This window comes from Pseudarthrobacter quantipunctorum, assembly GCF_045291495.1.
GTDB lineage: Bacteria > Actinomycetota > Actinomycetes > Actinomycetales > Micrococcaceae > Arthrobacter > Arthrobacter quantipunctorum.
Genome location: NZ_CP148033.1, coordinates 1,580,517 through 1,598,324, shown reverse-complemented (window position 1 = coordinate 1,598,324; position 17,808 = coordinate 1,580,517). Strand labels below are relative to the sequence as shown.

Here is a 17,808-nt window from a genome sequence, read left to right as displayed (position 1 = left end):
CGGGAAGGCAGTTGACCTGCCGTTACGCCGGCCACATCAGACCTCGGCCCCCAGCCTCTGACTGATCACGGTGGAGACGCCGTCGCCGCGCATGGTGACGCCGTACAGGGCGTCGGCGACTTCCATGGTCCGCTTCTGGTGGGTGATGACGATGAGCTGGCTGGATTCCCGGAGTTCTTCGAAGATCGTGATGAGCCGGCCCAGGTTGGTGTCGTCCAGCGCAGCTTCCACCTCGTCCATAACGTAGAAAGGTGAAGGCCGCGCCTTGAAGATTGCCACGAGCAGGGCCACCGCAGTCAGTGAGCGTTCGCCGCCGGACAGAAGCGAAAGCCGCTTGATCTTCTTGCCGGCCGGGCGGGCCTCCACCTCGATGCCGGTGGTGAGCATATCGGCGGGGTCGGTGAGGACCAGGCGCCCTTCGCCGCCCGGGAAAAGCCTGGCGAAAACCCTTGTGAACTGGGCCTGGGTGTCCTCGAACGCCTCCGTGAAGACACGCTGGACCCGGTCATCCACTTCCTTGATGATGTCCAGGAGGTCCTTTCGGCTGGCCTTCAGGTCCTCCAGCTGGCTGCTCAGGAACTGGTGGCGTTCCTCCAGCGCGGCGAATTCCTCCAGCGCCAGGGGGTTGACCTTGCCCAGGCCGGCGAGGTCCCGCTCCGCTTTCCGCAGGCGTTTTTCCTGCTCTGCCCTGACATAGGGCTTTCCCTCGACGATGTCCGCGCCGGTGTGGTCCACCGGGGCGCGAAGGGCCGCCCACTTGTCCCCGCTCTCCCCGGCGGGAACCGGGACGTCCGGCCCGAACTCGGCCACCAAGGCGTCCGGGGTTATCCCCAGCTCGTCGATGGACCGGCTTTCCAGGGCTTCGATCCGTGCCTTCTGCTGGGTCCGGGCGAGCTCGTCACGGTGGACGTTGTCCGTGAGGTCGGCGAGTTCACGGGCCAGCACTTCGTTTGCGGTCCGGATCTCCGCGAGCTCCCGGTCCCTCTGCTCCCGGTTCTCTTCCGCCAGGTCCCGCTCATGCTGTGCCAGATCCACCGATACGTCCACATAGCGGAGCGCCAGGCCGGCGGCTGCGGAAACGGCAGCTGCCCGCCGCGCCTTGATGCGGCGGACCCGGGCCCGTTCGGCAGCTTCCTCGCGTGCCCTGCGTTCCGTGCCGGCTGCGCGCTCCAGGGAAGCGGCCCGGTTCCTTGTGGCCGTGAGTTGCTCTTCGGCGCTGCGGAGCGACAGCCGCGCCTCGACCTCGGCGCTCCGGGCGTGTGAGGCAGCCAGTGCCAGCGCGTCGCGGTGCCCGGTGGAGGGCTCCTGTTCCAGCGGGACTTCCTGGGCTGCCGCCAGGCGCGCGGTGACGGCAGCGAGCGCCTGCTCCTCTGCGGCAACGTTTTCCTCGGCTTTGGCCAGGGATGCTGCGAGGCGGTCGCTTTCCCCGACCGCGCTGCGAAGGACGGAGTTCAGGTGGCCCAGGCGTTCTGCGACGGCGGCCAGCCTGGCATCCGAGTCATGCAGCCTGTCCAGTGCGGCGTCGGCGCGCTCCTGCGCCTCGGCGCGTTGCGCCTCGGCGCCGGCCAGGGCGAACCTGTCCCGCTCCAGGCCCGCGGTGACCCCGGCAAGCTCGCTCTCGGCGTCGTCCACTGCGGCCTGCACCTCCAGGAGGGACGGCGCCTTCGCCGAGCCGCCGGTGGCTGACAGGGCCGCGAAAATATCTCCGGCCCGGGTCACGGCAGTCAGCTCCGGGTGGGCCGCCACCAGGGCGGACGCAGCCTGGATGTCGGGCACGACGGCGGTGCCGGACAGCAGGTGCGCCACGAGGGGTGTCCAGGGGGAAGGGCACGTGACGAGGTCCGTTGCCCAGCGGGCCCCCGCTGGGAGGGCCGCCGTGGCGTCCCCCGCCTTTCCCGCCGTGGCCGCCGCCGCGGCGACGAGCAGCGACGCCCGCCCGGCGTCGTTGTCCTTGAGAAGCTGGATCACGGCAACAGCGGTGGCCGTATCCTGGACCAGGACTGCCTCGGACGCCTCGCCCAGGACAGCGGCGATGGCGGTCTCGAAGCCCGGTGTCACGGCCAGGTGCGCTGCCAGGGATCCCTGGATCCCGTCGAGGCCTGCGTGCAGGGCGTGGCTGGCGCCGTCCTTCCGTTCGAGGCCCAGCTTCAGGGCATCCCGCCGCGCCACCAAGGCATCCCGCTTGCGGACCCCCTCGCTGACAGCTGCCCGGAGGCCCTCGATCTTCTGGATCACCGTGTCCAGGGCCTCACTGGCGGCCTCGTAGTCGGCGTCGAGGGATTCCTCCCCTTCCTCCACGCCCGCCACCTGGTTTTCCAGGGCAGTGAATTCGGCCTGGGCACGGGCCCGCCGCTCGGTTCCTGCGGCAAGTGATTCGCGCAGCCTGCCCAGTTCCGCCTGGGCGGATTCCACCCGTGACCTTGCCGCTGCCACCTGGCCGGCCAGGCGGGCCAGTCCCTCACGCCGGTCGGCTGCCGCACGGAGTTCTGCGGTGAGCCGCTTGTCCTCTTCCAGGGCGGCGCGTTCCGCTTCAGCCTTGTCCGCTGAGGCTGCCTCAAGGGCAGCTCGCCGGTCCAGGATGCCACGCTCGAGTTCGGCAAGTTCCTCACGGACCCTGGCGGCCTGGCGTTCCAGCTGTTCCGGATCCCGGCCGGGCGCCGGGGCCTCGACAGATCCCAGGAGGCTGTTGCGTTCCTGCGCCAGCGAGCCCAGGGACCGCAGGCGTTCCCTGGTGGCGGACAAGCGGTACCAGGTGTCCCTGGCGGCGTTCAGCTGGGGGGTTGCTTCAGCTGCGCGTTGTTCCAGGGCCGCCTGCTGCCTGCGGCCGGCCTCCAGCTGCCCGGCAGCGACCGTCCGGCGTTCCTTCAGGGCAGCCTCGTCCGCTACGTCCCTTTCCAGGGCCAGCTGAAGCTGGACGAGATCATCTGCCAGGAGGCGGGCGCGGGCATCACGGACATCGAACTGCACGCGCTGGGCCCGGCGGGCCACTTCGGCCTGTTTCCCCAAGGGTGTGAGCTGGCGGCGGATTTCTCCGGTGAGGTCGTTGAGGCGCTGCAGGTTGGCCTGCATGGCGTCCAGCTTGCGCACCGTTCTTTCCTTGCGCCGGCGGTGCTTCAGGATGCCCGCCGCTTCCTCAATAAAGCCCCGGCGGTCCTCCGGTGTGGCGTGCAGGACGCGGTCAAGCTGGCCCTGGCCCACAATGACGTGCATCTCGCGGCCTAGGCCGGAATCGGAGAGCAGTTCCTGGATATCCAGCAGGCGGCAGCCTGCACCGTTGATGGCGTATTCGGAGCCGCCCGAACGGAACAGGGTCCGCGAAATGGTCACTTCGCTGTACTCGATGGGCAGGGCGCCGTCGGTGTTGTCGATGGTCAGCGACACGTGGGCACGGCCCAGGGGCGGCCGGCCCGAGGTGCCGGCGAAAATGACGTCTTCCATTTTCCCGCCGCGAAGGGTCTTGGCACCCTGCTCCCCCATAACCCAGGCCAGGGCGTCCACCACGTTGGACTTTCCGGATCCATTGGGGCCAACCACCGCGGTAACCCCAGGCTCGAAATTGAAGGTGGTGGCGGACGCGAATGACTTGAACCCCCGGACGGTCAGGCTTTTGAGGTGCAAGGCGTTTCGGTTCTCCTGCTCGGCGGACGCGGATGGTGGGGACAGCCACGGATACCTACAATCTACTGCGGGGCCGGGACATTTTCGCGCAGAAGCCCGTCCGGGCCGGGCAGGATGTCCTGTTCTGCATGTGCAGGAATGGACCGCCACCGGGCATGATTAGTCCTTGGGCTTTGTGCTTGAGGGGGCGGTTACCCGCCACAGCACAGGACGGACACGAACAGAGGCTTGATTTGATAGGGAATGCAACGTTCCGGCACCACAACACCGCTCTGCTCTCGGTGATCGGCGTCCAGGCTCCGCGGATTGTCAGTTCCACGGAGTTCGACCACCGGCTGGCGTCCACCCTGCGCCGGCTGAAATTCCCGCCCAGGCTGCTCGAACGGGTGGCCGGTGTCACGCACCGCCGGTGGTGGGCCCCCGGGACCTCGTTTGACGACGCCGCCATTGAGGCGGGCGCAAAGGCCCTGGCCGATTCCGGCATCGAAGCATCCGAGGTGGGGCTGCTGATCAACACGTCCGTGACGCGGCGGAACCTCGAACCGTCCGTCGCGGTCAAGGTCCACCACGGGCTTGGCCTCCCGTCCTCCGCCATGAACTTCGACGTCGCCAATGCCTGCCTCGGGTTCGTCAATGGCATGACCCTGGCCGCCAACATGATCGACTCCGGCCAGATCAAGTACGCGGTGATCGTCAACGGTGAGGATGCCCAGGCCACGCAGGAGGCAACCCTGGCCAGGCTGCAGCGGCCGGAGACAACCCGGGAGGACTTCAACCGCGAGTTCGCCACGCTTACCCTGGGCTCCGGGGCCGCTGCTGCCGTCCTGGGGCCGGGGGATGAACACCCGGGGGCGCACCGGATCCTTGGTGGCGTGATGCGCGCCGGGACGGAGCACCATGAGCTGTGCGTGGGCGGCATCGACGGCATGGCCACCGACACGAAGGGCCTGCTCGACGGCGGCCTGCAGCTGGTGCTCGACGCCTGGCACGAGGCCCAGCCGGAGTGGGATTGGGGCTCGATGGACCGTTATGTCACGCACCAGGTGAGTACGGCCTACACCCAGGCCATCGTTGACGCTATCGACTTGGACCCGGACAAGGTGCCCATCACGTTCCCGCATTGGGGCAACGTAGGCCCGGCATCCCTGCCGATGACCCTGGCCGCCGAAGCGCAGAACCTTGACGAAGGGGACCGCGTGCTGTGCATGGGCGTCGGGTCCGGCCTCAACACCGCCATGGTGGAAATCGTTTGGTAACCGCAGACTGGACAGGCGTCGACCCGGAATGGTCGCGCGAAATCGACGTTCCGTCCACCTCTGCCGCGGATGACCCCCAAACGGTCCGCCGCTGGCACCTGCTGGACAACGGGCCCCAGCTGTCCCGCCGCGGCCTGTCCCCTGCCGGCACCCTGCTGTGCGTGCACGGCAACCCAACCTGGTCCTACTTGTGGCGGACGCTGCTGGCCGCCGGCTCCCGTGCAGAACAGCCCTGGCGCGTAGTGGCCGTGGACCAGTTGGACATGGGCTTCTCGGAGCGGACCGGGACGTTCCGGCGGCTGGCGGACCGGATCAATGACCTCGGCGACCTCACCGATGCGCTGGAGCTGGACGGCCCGGTAGTCACCGTCGGCCACGACTGGGGCGGCGTGGTCAGCCTTGGCTGGGCGCTGGCCCATCCGCAGCAGCTCGCCGGCGTGGTGCTGACCAACACAGCCGTCCACCAGCCTCCGGGCTCGCCCATCCCGCCGGCGCTGCGGATTGCCCTGCACCCCGCGGTGCACAGGTGGGGCACAACGACGTCGGACGCTTTCCTGCGGGTGACACATTCCCTGGCCCGCCCGCCGCTTGCCCCCGAGGTCCGCCGCGCGTTCATGGCCCCTTATGTGGGCGCCGGCCGCCGCGAGGGAGTGGGGAACTTTGTTGCGGACATCCCCGCCGATGCGTCCCATCCAAGCTTTGCCGCGCTCAACCGCGTCGCCGACGGGCTGTCCGGGTTGCACGTTCCGGCGCTGCTGCTCTGGGGACCGCGGGACCCGATCTTTTCTGACCGCTACCTCAAGGACCTGATCGGCCGCCTGCCGGCCGCGGAAGTGCACCGCTTCGAAGGTGCGGGCCACCTGGTCGCGGAGGACCGGGATATCGCCGGTCCCGTCTTCGACTGGCTCGCCGGGTACGGCGGGGACAGGACGCCTGTTGGTGCCGAAACGGTGTCGGCGGCTGGTGCGCCTCCCGCTGCGCACTCCCCTGCAGCACCTCCCCCTGCCGCGCCGTCGCTTCCTGCACCTATCCGTGCTGTGCCCTACACTGCTGCGCCCTCCCCTGCTGTGCCCTCTTCTGCTGTGTCTTCCCCTGCGGTAGATTCCGGCACCGGCTTCGCTCCCCTGTGGGCGCCGCTGACGCAGTTCGCTGCAGGACCGGCCGGCGGGGACACCGCCGTCGCCGAGATGGCTGCGGACGGAAGTGTCTCCCGTGCCCTTAGCTGGCAGGAGCTTGAACAGCGGATCGCCGCCCTAGCCAACGGGCTCAGGCAGACCGGCGTGCGGACGGGCAGCCGCGTGAGCCTCATGGTTCCACCCGGCGTGGACCTGACAGTGGTCCTTTACGCCTGCCTCCGGCTGGGCGCAGTAGTGGTGGTGGCGGACGCCGGACTCGGCACCCGCGGCCTCAGCCGCGCCGTCAAAGGCGCCGCCCCGGACTTCCTTATCGGCATCGACAAGGCCCTCGCCGCAGCATCGGTGCTCGGCTGGCCGGGGCGCCGCATCAGTGTGAAGGATCTGCCGGCTGCCCGCCGCCGGCTCCTCGCCGTCGAGACCTCCCTTGCAGCTCTGGCCCGCCGGGGCAGCATCCCGGCCGGAACGGCGCCGGCGCCTCAGGACCCGGACCCGGATGCGCCCGCGGCGGTGCTCTTCACCTCCGGATCCACCGGACCCGCCAAGGGCGTGGTGTACACGCAGCGGCGGCTGGCGGCCATGCGGGACACCGTTGCCGCGACGCTGGGGATCCGTCCCGGCGCGCGCCTGGTGGCCGGGTTCGCGCCCTTCGCGCTGCTGGGACCGGCCCTGGGGGCCGTCTCCGTGACGCCAGCCATGGACGTCACCGCACCGCGGACCCTGACAGCCCGCGCACTCGCGGACGCCGCTGCGGCCATCGACGCCACGGTGGTCTTCGCCTCCCCCGCGGCGCTGCGCAACGTCCTCGCCACCCAAAACAGCATGGGCCCCGCCGGCCGGCAGGCCCTGGACCGCGTGGAGCTGCTCCTCTCGGCCGGCGCCCCCGTCCCCGAACCGCTCCTTGCGGAGATGCAGCGGCTGGTGCCCCACGCCTCGCTGCATACCCCCTACGGAATGACCGAGGCGCTGCCCGTCACGGACATCAGCCTTGAACAGATCCGCGCCGCCGCGGCAGACGCTGCCGCCGGAAACATGGCAGGGGCGGGCAACGGCGTGTGTGTGGGCCTGCCGGTGCACCGCGCCCGCGTTGCCGTCATCCCGCTTGCCGCGGACGGCACCGCCGCCGGCAACGTCCCCATCACGGAGCCGGGAGTCACCGGAGAGATCCTGGTGGGCGCCCCGCATGTGAAGGAAACCTACGACAGGCTCTGGCTGACCCAGCGTGAGAGCAGCCGCACGGCGGGGTGGCACCGCACCGGCGACGTCGGACACCTCGACAGTGCCGGCCGGCTCTGGGTGGAGGGACGCCTGGCGCATGTCGTGACCGCGCCGGACGCCGTTGTGACCCCGGTGGGCCCCGAACAGGCCATCGAACGGCTGGACGGCGTCGGACTGGCCGCGGTCGTCGGTGTCGGCCCGTCCGGGACGCAGGCCGTAGTGGCCGTCGTCGAGACCGTGCCGCGTGCCCGCCGGGCGGGCCCTGCCGCGCCGCAGCTCGCAGCGCGGGTCCGGGAAGCGGCCCGCGCGGCAGGCGCCAGCGTCTCCGCCGTCCTGGTTGTGCCCGCCCAACCCACCGACATCCGCCACAACGCCAAGATTGACCGGACCCGCCTCTCCCTGTGGGCTGGCGCGGTGCTGGCCGGCGGGCGGGCGGGCAGGCTGTGAGGGTCCTCGTCACCGGCGCGAGCGGCCTGCTGGGCGGCGAGGTGGCCCGGCTGCTGCTCCGCCAGGGCCACGCTGTGACCACCTTCCAGCGGCGCCCCGCCGGGGTCGACGGCGCCACGGACCTTACCGGGTCCATCACGGACGACGACGCCGTCCGCCGGGCAGTTGCCGGCGCGGAGGGCATTATCCACCTGGCGGCCAAGGTCTCCTTCACGGGCAAGGCCACGGAATTCGACGCCGTGAACGTGGAAGGCACCCGCCGCCTGCTCCGTGCGGCCCGTGCGGCGGGCGTGCAGGACATGGTCTTTGTTTCCTCGCCGTCGGTGGCCAACTCGGGGGCCGCAATAGCGGGATTGGGCGCTGAACCGGCGGACCCGGACCGGGCGCACGGGGACTATTCACGCACCAAGGCCCGGGCCGAACTTCTTGCGCTGGCTGCTGACGCGCCGGATTTCCGGGTCGCCGCGGTGCGCCCGCACATCGTCTGGGGCCCCGGGGACACCCAACTGGTGGAACGTGTACTGGACCGCGCACGCCGCCGCCGCTTGCCGCTGCTCGACGGCGGGGCTGCCCTGATCGATACCACCTATGTGGACAACGCGGCCTCTGCCATCGCCGCGGCGCTGCACCGCATGGAGCACATCCACGGCCGGGCACTCGTGGTCAGCAACGGTGAACCGCGGCCGGTGGGCGAGCTGCTGGCGGGCATCTGCGCCGCCGGCGGCGTTCCGGCACCCTCCTGGTCGGCGCCCGGTGTCCTGGCCCGGGCAGCAGGATCGCTCATCGAAGTTCTTTGGACCCGGTCCGGGCGGGCCGGGGAACCACCGATGACCAGGTTCCTCGCTGAGCAGCTCTCCACCGCCCACTGGTTCGACCAGCGTGAAACCCGCAGGCTCCTGGACTGGACACCAGCAGTATCCATTGACGAGGGCCTGGCGAAGCTGGCCGGACACTACCGCGCCCGGTAGGCGGCAGCCTTGTCCGGCCTGCCGGGAGCTTTCCGCTACCAGCGGCCGTTCCGCGGACGGGGCTGGCATGCAGGGCAGGTGTAGGACGAGCGGTTCATGAACTGCTCGCGCTTCATGCGGCTGGAAACGCCGGCTGCGGCGCAGCGCCTGCATTCGAGGCCTTCGCGGCCATAGGCGTTCAGGGACCGGTCGAAGTAGCCGGAGGCGCCGTTGACGTTCACGTAGAGGGAATCAAAGCTGGTCCCGCCGGCGGCGAGGGCGTCCAGCATGACTTCGCTGGCTTCCGCGAGGACCCGTTCCGCCTCGGCACGCCGCAACGTGTCCGTGGGCCTGGCGTAGTGCAGCCGGGCGCGCCAGAGGGCTTCATCGGCATAGATGTTGCCGATGCCGGACACCAAACCCTGGTCCAGCAGTGCCCTCTTCAGCCCCGTTTTGCGTTTCCGGAGACGCCGGTAGAAAAGGTCGAAGGAGAAGGCAGGGTCCAGCGGATCCCGTGCGATGTGCGCCGCTTCCGCCGCGATCAGCGGAAGGGGTGATTCAGCGAGTCCGCCGGGGCCGCCGTCGTCCGTTGGAACGAGGTCCGTGACGAACAGTCCGCCGAAGATCCGCTGGTCCACGAACCGCAACTGCCCGGGCATGCCGTCGCGGGGGCTGAGCCGGAAACGGACCTTGAGGTGCTTTTCGTCCGGCACATCCCCGCCCTGCATCAGGAGCTGGCCGCTCATGCCAAGATGCGCCATGAGCGCCACCTGCGGGATGCCGGCACTGCCCGGCGTTCCCGCCGGGCCGCCGGCACCGGTGTCCAGGAGCGGCATCCAGAGGAACTTGCCCCGCCGCACAACGTCCAGGACGGTGGCGCCTTCCAGGTTCCCGATAAAGTCCCCGGCTCCCAGCGCGTGGCGGCGGACTGACCGTGGATCGACCACCTCCACGGCGTCGATAGTCCGTCCCCGGACCCAGCTCACCAGGCCGCGCCGGACCACCTCGACTTCGGGAAGTTCGGGCACGGCGCTAGGTTGCGGGGACGGGACCGGCGGACGAGGCTGCCCCCGGAGTGTTGCCGGCTCCGGAGAGCACCCGCCAGGCGTCGGCCGCCGCTTCCTGCTCCGCTTCCTTCTTCGAGTGGCCGGAGCCCTTCCCGTAGGCGGTGCCGCCAACATGCAGGACTGCCGTAAAGGTCCGCGCATGGTCCGGCCCGGAGCCATCCACGGCATAGTGGATGGTGCCCAGCTGGCGGCTGGCGGCGAGTTCCTGGATGCTGGTCTTCCAGTCGGTCCCGGCCCCCAGGGCTGCGGCGTCCTTGAGCAGCGGACCGATCAGGCGCATGACCAGCTGGCGTGCTGTCTCAATGTCGTTGGAGACATACGTGGCGCCGATCAGGGCCTCCATGGTGTCTGCCAGGATGGACGCCTTGTTCTTTCCCTGGGTGAGCTTTTCGCCCTGCCCAAGGTAGATGTACTCCCCGATGCCCAGGCTGCGGCCGATGCCGGCCAGCGCCCGTGTGCTGACGACGGCGGAGCGCCGCTTGGCGAGATCGCCTTCGGGGAGGTCCGGGTTGTCCCGGTACAGGGCGTCCGTGACAGAGAAACCCAGGATGGAGTCGCCCAGGAATTCCAGGCGCTCGTTCGTGGGAATGCCGCCGTTTTCGTAGGCGTAGGAACGGTGGGTGAGCGCAAGACGAAGCGTCCCGGCGTCAATAGAGACACCGAGACGCTTCAGAAGCTCTTCAGTTGAAGACATCATGTCAGCCTGAGTGGCCGATTAGACGTCAGCGACCTTGCGTCCCTTGTACTCAAGGAACAGCGCAGTGCCGGCCGAGTCGGTGACGACCTTTGCCTGGTGCGGCAGGCTGTAGGTGACCTGGCCGTTCTCGACGGTCTTCACCAGGTGGGGGGCGGTCGCCTTCCACTGGGAGCGGCGGGCGCGGGTATTCGAGCGAGACATTTTCCGCTTGGGAACAGCCACGGCTAACTCATTTCTCTCTAGACAAACACGTACAAATCAATTTTGCCGGTCAGGCTTAGCCATATCAGCTAGGGCAGCCCAGCGAGGATCCAGGACCTCGTGGTGGTGCCCCGGCTCGTCTTCCAGGCGAACTCCACATTCGGAGCAAAGGCCCTGGCAGTCTTCCCGGCACACCGGCTGGAACGGCAGCGCGGTCACCACTGCGTCCCGCAACACCGGTTCAAGATCGATTACATCGTGCTCGACTCGACGTTGCTCTTCATTATCTTCTTCGTCCGAAAGCTCCACGCCTTCATAGAAGAAAAGTTCCTGCACATTGACCTCAAGGTCATACGCAAGGGGATCCAGGCATCGGCCGCACTCACCCGTTACCTCGGTGAGGACAGTACCTGATACCAAAATTCCTTCGTGTACGGCCTCAAGCCTCAGATCCAGCTCGACATCCGAGCCTTCCTGAACGCCAATGAGCGCCACACCAAGGTCACCTGGTGCGGGTACATGTTCCTTCAGTGTCCGCATGCTTCCCGGGCTGCGCCCGAGGTCCTTGACGTCGAACGCCAAGGGCGAACCAGCATCTCTTTTAATGAGAACTCCTGTTGAACATATGACCGACGTACCATCTTAGCCTGAAGAGCCACGGGGACTCAAACCGGCCGGCGTACAGTGCCGAAGTACCGGACAAGCCTACCCTTTCGGCTGCTGGTTCCGTGGAGGCTCGCCCGCGAGCATCCGCCGCTGCACTGACCGGGGCACGTAGTCGGACACGTTGCCGCCAAGGCCTGCCACCTCCTTGATGAGGGTGGAGGACAGATGAAGATAGTGCGCTTCAGCCGGCAGGAAGACTGTCTCCACGCCGCTGAGTTGTCGGTTCATGGTGGCCATGGGCAGTTCGTAGTCAAAGTCCGAGGATGACCTCAGGCCTTTGACTATGGCTGAGACCCCGCGCTGCCGGCAGTACTCGGCCAGCAGCCCTTCCCCCACGGGTTCGACCACGATGCCCTTGAGTGAGGCGAGGGTTTCCCGTGCCATTTCCAGGCGCTCGGCCAGGGCGAACCTGTACTTCTTGGCCTGGTTGGTGGAGACGGCCACGATCACCTCGTCGAAGAGGCCGGCCGCACGTGCAATAACCTCGAGATGGCCGTTGTGGATGGGGTCGAAGGATCCGGGGCAGACAGCGCGTCTCATGCTCCGAACCTACCCCATGGAAAGGCCGGGATACCATGACTGGATGCATGCACCACGGGAAGTTTCCGCCCCCACGGCTCCCGCTCCCTGGCAGCGCACGGCCCTCGGAGCGAACCTCCTCTCCCCGGACGGGGGGCTTGGCATCACCATCTTCGAGGAGATGACCACCCTGGCTGTCCAGACCGGCGCCATCAACCTCGGCCAGGGGTTTCCGGATGAGGACGGACCGCTGGAAATCAGGGAAGCCGCCCGGGCCGCCATCTCAGCAGGCGCGAACCAGTATGCGCCCGGCAAAGGCATCCCGGAACTGCGGGAGGCAGTGTCGGTCCACCAGCGGCGCTTCTACGGACTGTCGCCCGATCCCGCCACCGAGGTGGTCATCACCACCGGCGCCACCGAGGCCATTGCCGCCTCGCTCCTGGCGTTCGCCGGTCCCGGTGACGAGGTTCTGACCCTGGAACCCTTCTACGATTCCTACGGCGCGGTGATCGGCCTGTCCGGCGCAACCCACGTCACCGCCCCGCTGCTGGCCCCGGACTTCATGCCGGACATGCCAGCGCTGGAAGCCGCCTTTAGCCCGCGGACGAAGGTTGTCCTCCTGAACAATCCCCACAATCCAACCGGCGCGGTCTTTCCGCGGGAAGTGCTGCAGCGGATCGTTGACCTGGCACGCACCCACAACAGCATCATCGTCACGGACGAGGTCTATGAACACCTCACGTTCGGCGTCGGCCACCTGCCGGTGGCATCCCTGCCCGGCGCGGCGGACCGCACCATCACCATCTCCTCCGCAGGCAAGACCTTCTCCCTGACCGGGTGGAAGATCGGCTGGCTCACGGGCCCGGAAGACCTGGTGGCCGCCGTGCGGACGGTCAAGCAGTTCCTCACGTACAGTTCGGGCACGCCGTTCCAGTCGGCCATCGCCCTGGGGCTGGCCCTGCCGGACTCCTTCTACGAGGGCATCGCGTCGTCCCTGCAGGAGAAGCGCGACATCCTGAGCGAAGGGCTCCGCGCCGCAGGGTTCGACGTCTTTTCCCCGCAGGGCACCTACTTCGTCAACGTGGACACTGCTCCCCTGGGCATCACCGACTCCGTGGACCTGGCACGGAGGCTTCCGGCGCTGGTGGGAGTCGCGGCGATCCCCGTGCCCGTGTTCTGCCACGCGGAAGGGGCGCAGCGGACCCGGAGCCTGCTCCGGTTCGCTTTCTGCAAGAAGGCCGGAATCCTCCATGAGGCTGCCGAACGCCTGTCTTCCCTCAGTGGCAGGCTCTGATGCCCGCCGGGGGCGGGACCCACGCGCGGTTCCTGCGGACCACAGGGCAGCACGCGTCCATCGAACCGGACGCTTTCACCGAGGGCAGCTACGTCCTGAGCATCGGCGGCGCCGAACAGTCCCACGTCAACCTTGTCCGGCCGGAGGAGATCTTTTACGAGTACCTCCGCCGGATCGGCAACCTGGTTGACCTGGCAGCACCTGCCGGCGGTCCTGTCCGCGCGCTGCACCTGGGAGCCGGGGCACTGACCCTGGCGCGGTACATCCAGGCAACGCGGCCCGGATCGGTGCAGTACGCCGTGGAGCTGGAGCGCGAGCTGCTTGACTTCGTCCTGCGCCAGCTACCCCTGCCCGAGGGCACGGATCTCCACACCGTCACCGGCGATGCCCGGGAATCACTGGCGCGGCTGGACCCGGAACTCCGGTTCGACGTCGTCATCCTGGACATTTTCTCCGGGCCGGAGGCACCGGCGCATCTGGCATGCAGCGCGTTCTACAGGGAAGTGCGGGACCGGCTCAGCCCCGGCGGTGTGCTGATCGTCAATGTGGGTGACGAACCGGGGCTCACACTGGTCCGGAGCCAGGTGGCGGCCATGCGGGAGGCCATGGCGGATGTGGCTGCCCTGGCTGAAACGGGCATGTTCGAGGGCCGCTATCCCGGGAACATCATCCTTGCGGGCACGCAGACCCCATGGCCCAGGGAATGGACCGCGGAACTGACTGCCCGGGGGCCGCACCCGGCGAAAGTCCTGGCCGGGGTGGATCTGGACCCTTTCGCGGGGTGACCAATGACCAGGACGGGCGCCGGAACAGGACAGGCTAGCTTTCCGACGGTTCCTGCCCGTCCGGAATGTCGTCCCCGTCAATGGCGTCAGGCACGTAGGGCTCCGCGTACCAAAGCCTGGTTTCCCCGTATTTCTTCTCCGCGAACCGGGTCAGGGCGTCAGGCCACTGTGGTTCCGGGGATCGGGACGACCGCTCCACCACCACCACCGCGGCAGCCGAGAGGTGGGGGGCCAGCTTCTGGAGCGCGGCATTCAGCGCCACTTCCTCAAGCGGGTACGGGGGGTCCATGAAAACAAGGTCCCACTCAGCGGTCTCCGGGGCGCGGTCCAGGAAGGGTTCGACCTTGGAACGGTGTACGGTGACGGCCTTGCGCCCCAGCACGCCGTTGACGAGGTCGGCATTGCGCTGGCACACTGCGCTTGCCTTGCCGTCTGACTCCACGAGGTCGACTGTCTGGGCTCCCCTGCTGCCGCTCTCAACCCCCAGGGAGCCTGAGCCCGCGTAAAGGTCCAGGACCCTGGCTCCGGCAATGACGTTGAAGGCGTCAAGCCGGGAGAAGAGCGCTTCCTTGACCCGGTCCGTGGTGGGCCTGGTCAAGGAGCCTGGAACGGCCGTGAGGGGGGAGCCGCCGGCGGCCCCTGCAATGATCCGGCTCACTGGACACTCCTGTCTGCAAAGCCAGGCAGTCCGGCGCGCACCATGCTATCCGCGTTCAAGGAACGCCTCCTTTTCCGGATTGAGGTACTTCTCTATCGCCTCGGCAAGCTCCGGGCGGGCCGCCAGGGCGGGGTCTTCGCCCACGATCTGCTGGGCATCTTCCCGTGCCCGGGCAATTACATCCCCGTGTTCCAGGACCCGCAGCAGCTTCAGGGTAGAGCGTCCGCCTGACTGCGAGGCACCAAGGATGTCGCCCTCGCGGCGCATTTTGAGGTCCTCCTCGGAGAGCGCGAACCCGTCAGTTGTTGCAGCCACTGCTTCGAGCCTGCGCCTGCTGGGGTGGCCCGGTTCAAGGGAGGTCACCAGCAGGCACATGCCCGGGAGCCCGCCCCGGCCCACGCGGCCGCGGAGCTGGTGCAGCTGGGAGATCCCGAACCTGTCGGCATCGAGGATGACCATCAGGGTGGCGTTGTGGACATCCACGCCCACCTCGATCACGGTGGTGGAGACCAGCAGCTTGATGCGGTTCGCCGCAAAATCGTCCATCACCCCGAATTTCAGGTCCGGCTCCTGCCGGCCATGGAGCGGCGCCAGGGGCACCCCGGACAAGGACGACTCCTCCAACAGATGCTCGACGACGGCTGTCACCGATGCGAGTTCCCGCCCGCCGTCGCCTTCCGTGTCCCCTGCCGGAGGCGCCGCCTCCCCGGGGCTGAAATCGCCGTCGTCGTCCGTTCCGATCCTGGGGCAGACGACGTACACCTGGTGGCCCGCGTCAATCTCTTCCCGGGCCCGCGCCCAGATGCGGCCCGCCCATGCCGGGTTTTCGGCGAGTCCCACCAAATGGGTGGAGATCGGCGCCCGGCCGGCCGGCAGCTCGTCCAGGACGGACGTTTCCAGGTCGCCGAAAACGGTCATGGCCACCGTGCGCGGGATGGGCGTGGCCGTCATGACGAGCAGGTGCGGGGGCTTCCTGGCTTTGGCCCGGAGCGCGTCACGCTGCTCCACGCCGAACCGGTGCTGTTCATCCACCACGATCAGGCCGAGGTCGTAGAAGGAAACATTGCCGCTGAGCAGGGCATGGGTACCGATGACGATCCCCGCAGTCCCGGACGCGGCGTCAAGCATGGCCTGGCGGCGTGCGGCCGTAGGCATGGACCCGGTGAGCAGTGAAACCTGGACGGAGGCGCCGTCCGTTCCGCCCAGCAGCCCGTCGCTGGACAGGGCTCCCAGCGTGCGGCGAATTGAATCGAAATGCTGTGCGGCGAGGACTTCCGTGGGTGCCAGCAGGGCGGCCTGGCCCCCGGCATCCACCACCTGCAGCATTGCCCGGAGGGCCACGACGGTCTTGCCGGAGCCCACTTCACCCTGGAGGAGCCGGTTCATGGGGGTGTCCCGGGCCAGTTCGCGCCCGAGAGTCTCCCCGACGGCGGACTGCCCGGCAGTGAGGGTAAACGGCAGGTCAGCGTCGAAGCGGGACAGGAGACCGTCCGGGACGGGCCGGCGGGCCGTGGCTTCCTCCGCCGCGAGCTGGGCGCGGCGGCGGGCGAGGGCGGACTGCAGCACCAGGGCTTCCTGGTAGCGGAAACGGCGGCGGGCCTGCTGCCAGTCACCGGCTGACTCCGGCTCGTGGATCAGCCGGTACGCCTTGGCGATGGGCAGGAATTTCTCCCGTTCCGCGATGGCGGCCGGGATGGGGTCGGGGAGGGCGTCGAGGTCAGCGGTTTCGAGCAGGGTGGAGACGGCCTTCTGGATTTTCCAGCTGGGCAGCTTGGACGTGGCCGGGTACACGGGGATGGGCATGGCGGCCATCTTTTCCGGATCGCGGCCGTTGTCGCTGAACATGTCCTCGTCCAGGAGCTGGTAGTCCGGATTGGTGAGGCCGAGGGACCCCTTGAAGCTGGTGACCTTGCCGGAAAAGAGGGCAAGCCGGCCCTGGAGCAGTTCCGCCTGGGCCTTGTAGCCGTTGAAAAAGCTGATTTTGAGGGTCCCAGGTGCTTTCCCGCGGTACTCCGTGCCACCTACCAGCCGAAGTCCCTGTTTTCCGTCGTCGTCGGAAACCACAACGTCCGTGATGGTGCCGCGGCGCGCCTGCATGCGGCGGGTGCTGCTGGACAGGACCCGTGCGATCAGGGTGACTTCCTCGTCCCGCGGGATCTCGCTGATGGGGGTCAGCTCCCCGCGGTTCATGTAACGGCGCGGGTAATAGTTGAGCAGCCCCTCCACCGTGGTGATGCCCAGGTGTTTTTCAATGACGGCGGCGGAACGCTTGCCAAGCCGGCGTTCCAGGGCCAGGTCCAGTTCAGCGCTCATGCCCGCTGGAGTTCACTGCATCCGCTGCCGGATCGCGCGGCAGGGCAAGTTCGCTGATGCTGATGTTGGCGGGCTCACCGAGGGACCGGATGATCTCGACGGCGGGCTCCCCCTCGGGGACATGGACGTGGACGCGCCACCGGTAGTTGCCCTCGGTGTCAGGCCCGCTGCCTACCTGGCTCATGATGACTGACTCGCCGATCTCGTCCAGCCGCTGCCGGAGGGTGGCTGCGTTGAGCGGGGAAAGGCTGATGGTGCACATGACTTCCACGCCGTCGTCGTCCGGCATGGCGGTGTGGATGTGCGGATCCGACACGTCGTAGCCGTGCAGCCCGTCAAGGAGCTCGCCTTGGAGTTCCTCCCCCAGGATCGCCGAGCGCAGGCAATCGAGGATCAGAAGCATTCCCACCCCGCCGGCATCCACCACGTGCGCGGAGGTCAGGGCGGCCAGTTGGTCCTCGGTGTGGATCACGGCTGCGAGGGCAGCTTCGACAGCGGCATCCAGGGCCAATCCCAGGGCATGGTTGCTGTCGTCTCCGTTTTGCCCTGCGTCCACGGCCGCGGAAGCCCTCGCTGCCGCTTCCATGACCGAGAGCATGGTTCCGGGAACGGGGTCGCTGAGGGCGGACCAGGCGCGGATCTGGGCGCGGTTGAGCGCTGCTGCGAGGAGGGTGGACGTCAGGCGGGTGTGGCCTGCGAGTGGTTCAGCGGCGGCAGACAGGAACACCGAGAGCAGTGTTCCGGAGTTTCCCCGCGCCTCCTCCATTGCGGCTTGTCCCGCGGTGGCCAGGACGGCGCCCACGTCCATGTGGGCCGGCTGGTCCCCGCCGGCGGACACGGCCCGGGCGGCTGCCCGCACGGTGACGTAGAGGTTGGTCCCGGTGTCGCCATCGGCCACCGGAAAAATATTAATGGCATTCAGGCGGTCGCTGTGGTTGCCAAGTGCCGTTTCAGCCTTGCCCAACCACCTCTTCATCGCTTGCGCGTTG

Annotated in this window: 14 protein-coding genes; 5 read left to right on the top strand and 9 right to left on the bottom strand. The window is 68.2% G+C overall.

The window, feature by feature from the left end; genetic code table 11:
* Positions 1-36 precede the first annotated feature (36 nt).
* A complete protein-coding gene (gene smc / locus WHH00_RS07310) occupies positions 37-3,618 on the bottom strand; it encodes a chromosome segregation protein SMC (protein ID WP_406637719.1) in 3,582 nt (1,193 codons plus the stop codon).
* A 233-nt stretch (positions 3,619-3,851) separates the two neighbouring features.
* On the opposite strand from smc, the gene WHH00_RS07305 reads away from it, so the two are divergent.
* Genes WHH00_RS07305 through WHH00_RS07295 form a run of 3 tightly spaced genes read left to right on the top strand, consistent with a single transcriptional unit; the run spans position 3,852 to position 8,640 of the window.
* Complete coding sequence (locus WHH00_RS07305; protein WP_406637717.1) at positions 3,852-4,874, top strand: 3-oxoacyl-ACP synthase III; 1,023 nt, start codon at positions 3,852-3,854, stop codon at positions 4,872-4,874.
* Complete coding sequence (locus WHH00_RS07300; protein WP_406637715.1) at positions 4,868-7,672, top strand: alpha/beta fold hydrolase; 2,805 nt, start codon at positions 4,868-4,870, stop codon at positions 7,670-7,672. The genes WHH00_RS07305 and WHH00_RS07300 overlap by 7 nt, the downstream gene beginning before the upstream one ends.
* Positions 7,669-8,640, top strand: a complete 972-nt coding sequence (locus WHH00_RS07295; protein WP_406637713.1) for an NAD-dependent epimerase/dehydratase family protein — start codon at positions 7,669-7,671, stop codon at positions 8,638-8,640. Before WHH00_RS07300 ends, WHH00_RS07295 begins: the two co-directional genes overlap by 4 nt.
* A 35-nt stretch (positions 8,641-8,675) precedes the next feature.
* Here the strand turns inward: WHH00_RS07295 and mutM are convergent, their stop codons facing one another.
* The 5 genes from mutM to coaD form a co-directional block, all read right to left on the bottom strand.
* Positions 8,676-9,647: a bifunctional DNA-formamidopyrimidine glycosylase/DNA-(apurinic or apyrimidinic site) lyase gene (gene mutM / locus WHH00_RS07290; protein ID WP_406637711.1), complete on the bottom strand. Its 972-nt coding sequence runs from the start codon at positions 9,645-9,647 to the stop codon at positions 8,676-8,678.
* Between the two features lie 4 nt (positions 9,648-9,651).
* Positions 9,652-10,380: a ribonuclease III gene (rnc, locus tag WHH00_RS07285; protein ID WP_406637709.1), complete on the bottom strand. Its 729-nt coding sequence runs from the start codon at positions 10,378-10,380 to the stop codon at positions 9,652-9,654.
* A 21-nt stretch (positions 10,381-10,401) separates the two neighbouring features.
* A complete protein-coding gene (gene rpmF / locus WHH00_RS07280; protein ID WP_009356569.1) occupies positions 10,402-10,605 on the bottom strand; it encodes a 50S ribosomal protein L32 in 204 nt (67 codons plus the stop codon).
* A gap of 36 nt (positions 10,606-10,641) precedes the next feature.
* Entirely contained in the window at positions 10,642-11,166 is a 525-nt protein-coding gene (locus WHH00_RS07275) for a DUF177 domain-containing protein (RefSeq protein WP_082874416.1), read from the bottom strand.
* A 123-nt stretch (positions 11,167-11,289) separates the two neighbouring features.
* Complete coding sequence (gene coaD / locus WHH00_RS07270; RefSeq protein WP_406637706.1) at positions 11,290-11,790, bottom strand: pantetheine-phosphate adenylyltransferase; 501 nt, start codon at positions 11,788-11,790, stop codon at positions 11,290-11,292.
* Positions 11,791-11,833: 43 nt separating this feature from the next.
* On the opposite strand from coaD, the gene WHH00_RS07265 reads away from it, so the two are divergent.
* Together WHH00_RS07265 and WHH00_RS07260 are read left to right on the top strand one after the other, a co-directional pair.
* On the top strand, positions 11,834-13,063 hold the full coding sequence (locus tag WHH00_RS07265; protein WP_406637704.1) for an aminotransferase class I/II-fold pyridoxal phosphate-dependent enzyme: 1,230 nt from the start codon (positions 11,834-11,836) through the stop codon (positions 13,061-13,063).
* Entirely contained in the window at positions 13,063-13,848 is a 786-nt protein-coding gene (locus tag WHH00_RS07260; protein ID WP_406637702.1) for a spermidine synthase, read from the top strand. Before WHH00_RS07265 ends, WHH00_RS07260 begins: the two co-directional genes overlap by 1 nt.
* A gap of 34 nt (positions 13,849-13,882) precedes the next feature.
* Here the strand turns inward: WHH00_RS07260 and rsmD are convergent, their stop codons facing one another.
* From rsmD to WHH00_RS07245, 3 genes are read right to left on the bottom strand one after another with little or no spacing between them, the layout of a single operon-like run.
* Complete coding sequence (gene rsmD / locus WHH00_RS07255; protein WP_406637700.1) at positions 13,883-14,506, bottom strand: 16S rRNA (guanine(966)-N(2))-methyltransferase RsmD; 624 nt, start codon at positions 14,504-14,506, stop codon at positions 13,883-13,885.
* A gap of 45 nt (positions 14,507-14,551) precedes the next feature.
* Complete coding sequence (locus WHH00_RS07250) at positions 14,552-16,819, bottom strand: ATP-dependent DNA helicase RecG (RefSeq protein ID WP_406637698.1); 2,268 nt, start codon at positions 16,817-16,819, stop codon at positions 14,552-14,554.
* Positions 16,809-17,795 (bottom strand): DAK2 domain-containing protein, encoded by a 987-nt coding sequence (locus tag WHH00_RS07245; protein WP_406637696.1) that lies wholly within the window; start codon positions 17,793-17,795, stop codon positions 16,809-16,811. Before WHH00_RS07245 ends, WHH00_RS07250 begins: the two co-directional genes overlap by 11 nt.
* Between the last annotated feature and the right edge of the window lie 13 nt (positions 17,796-17,808).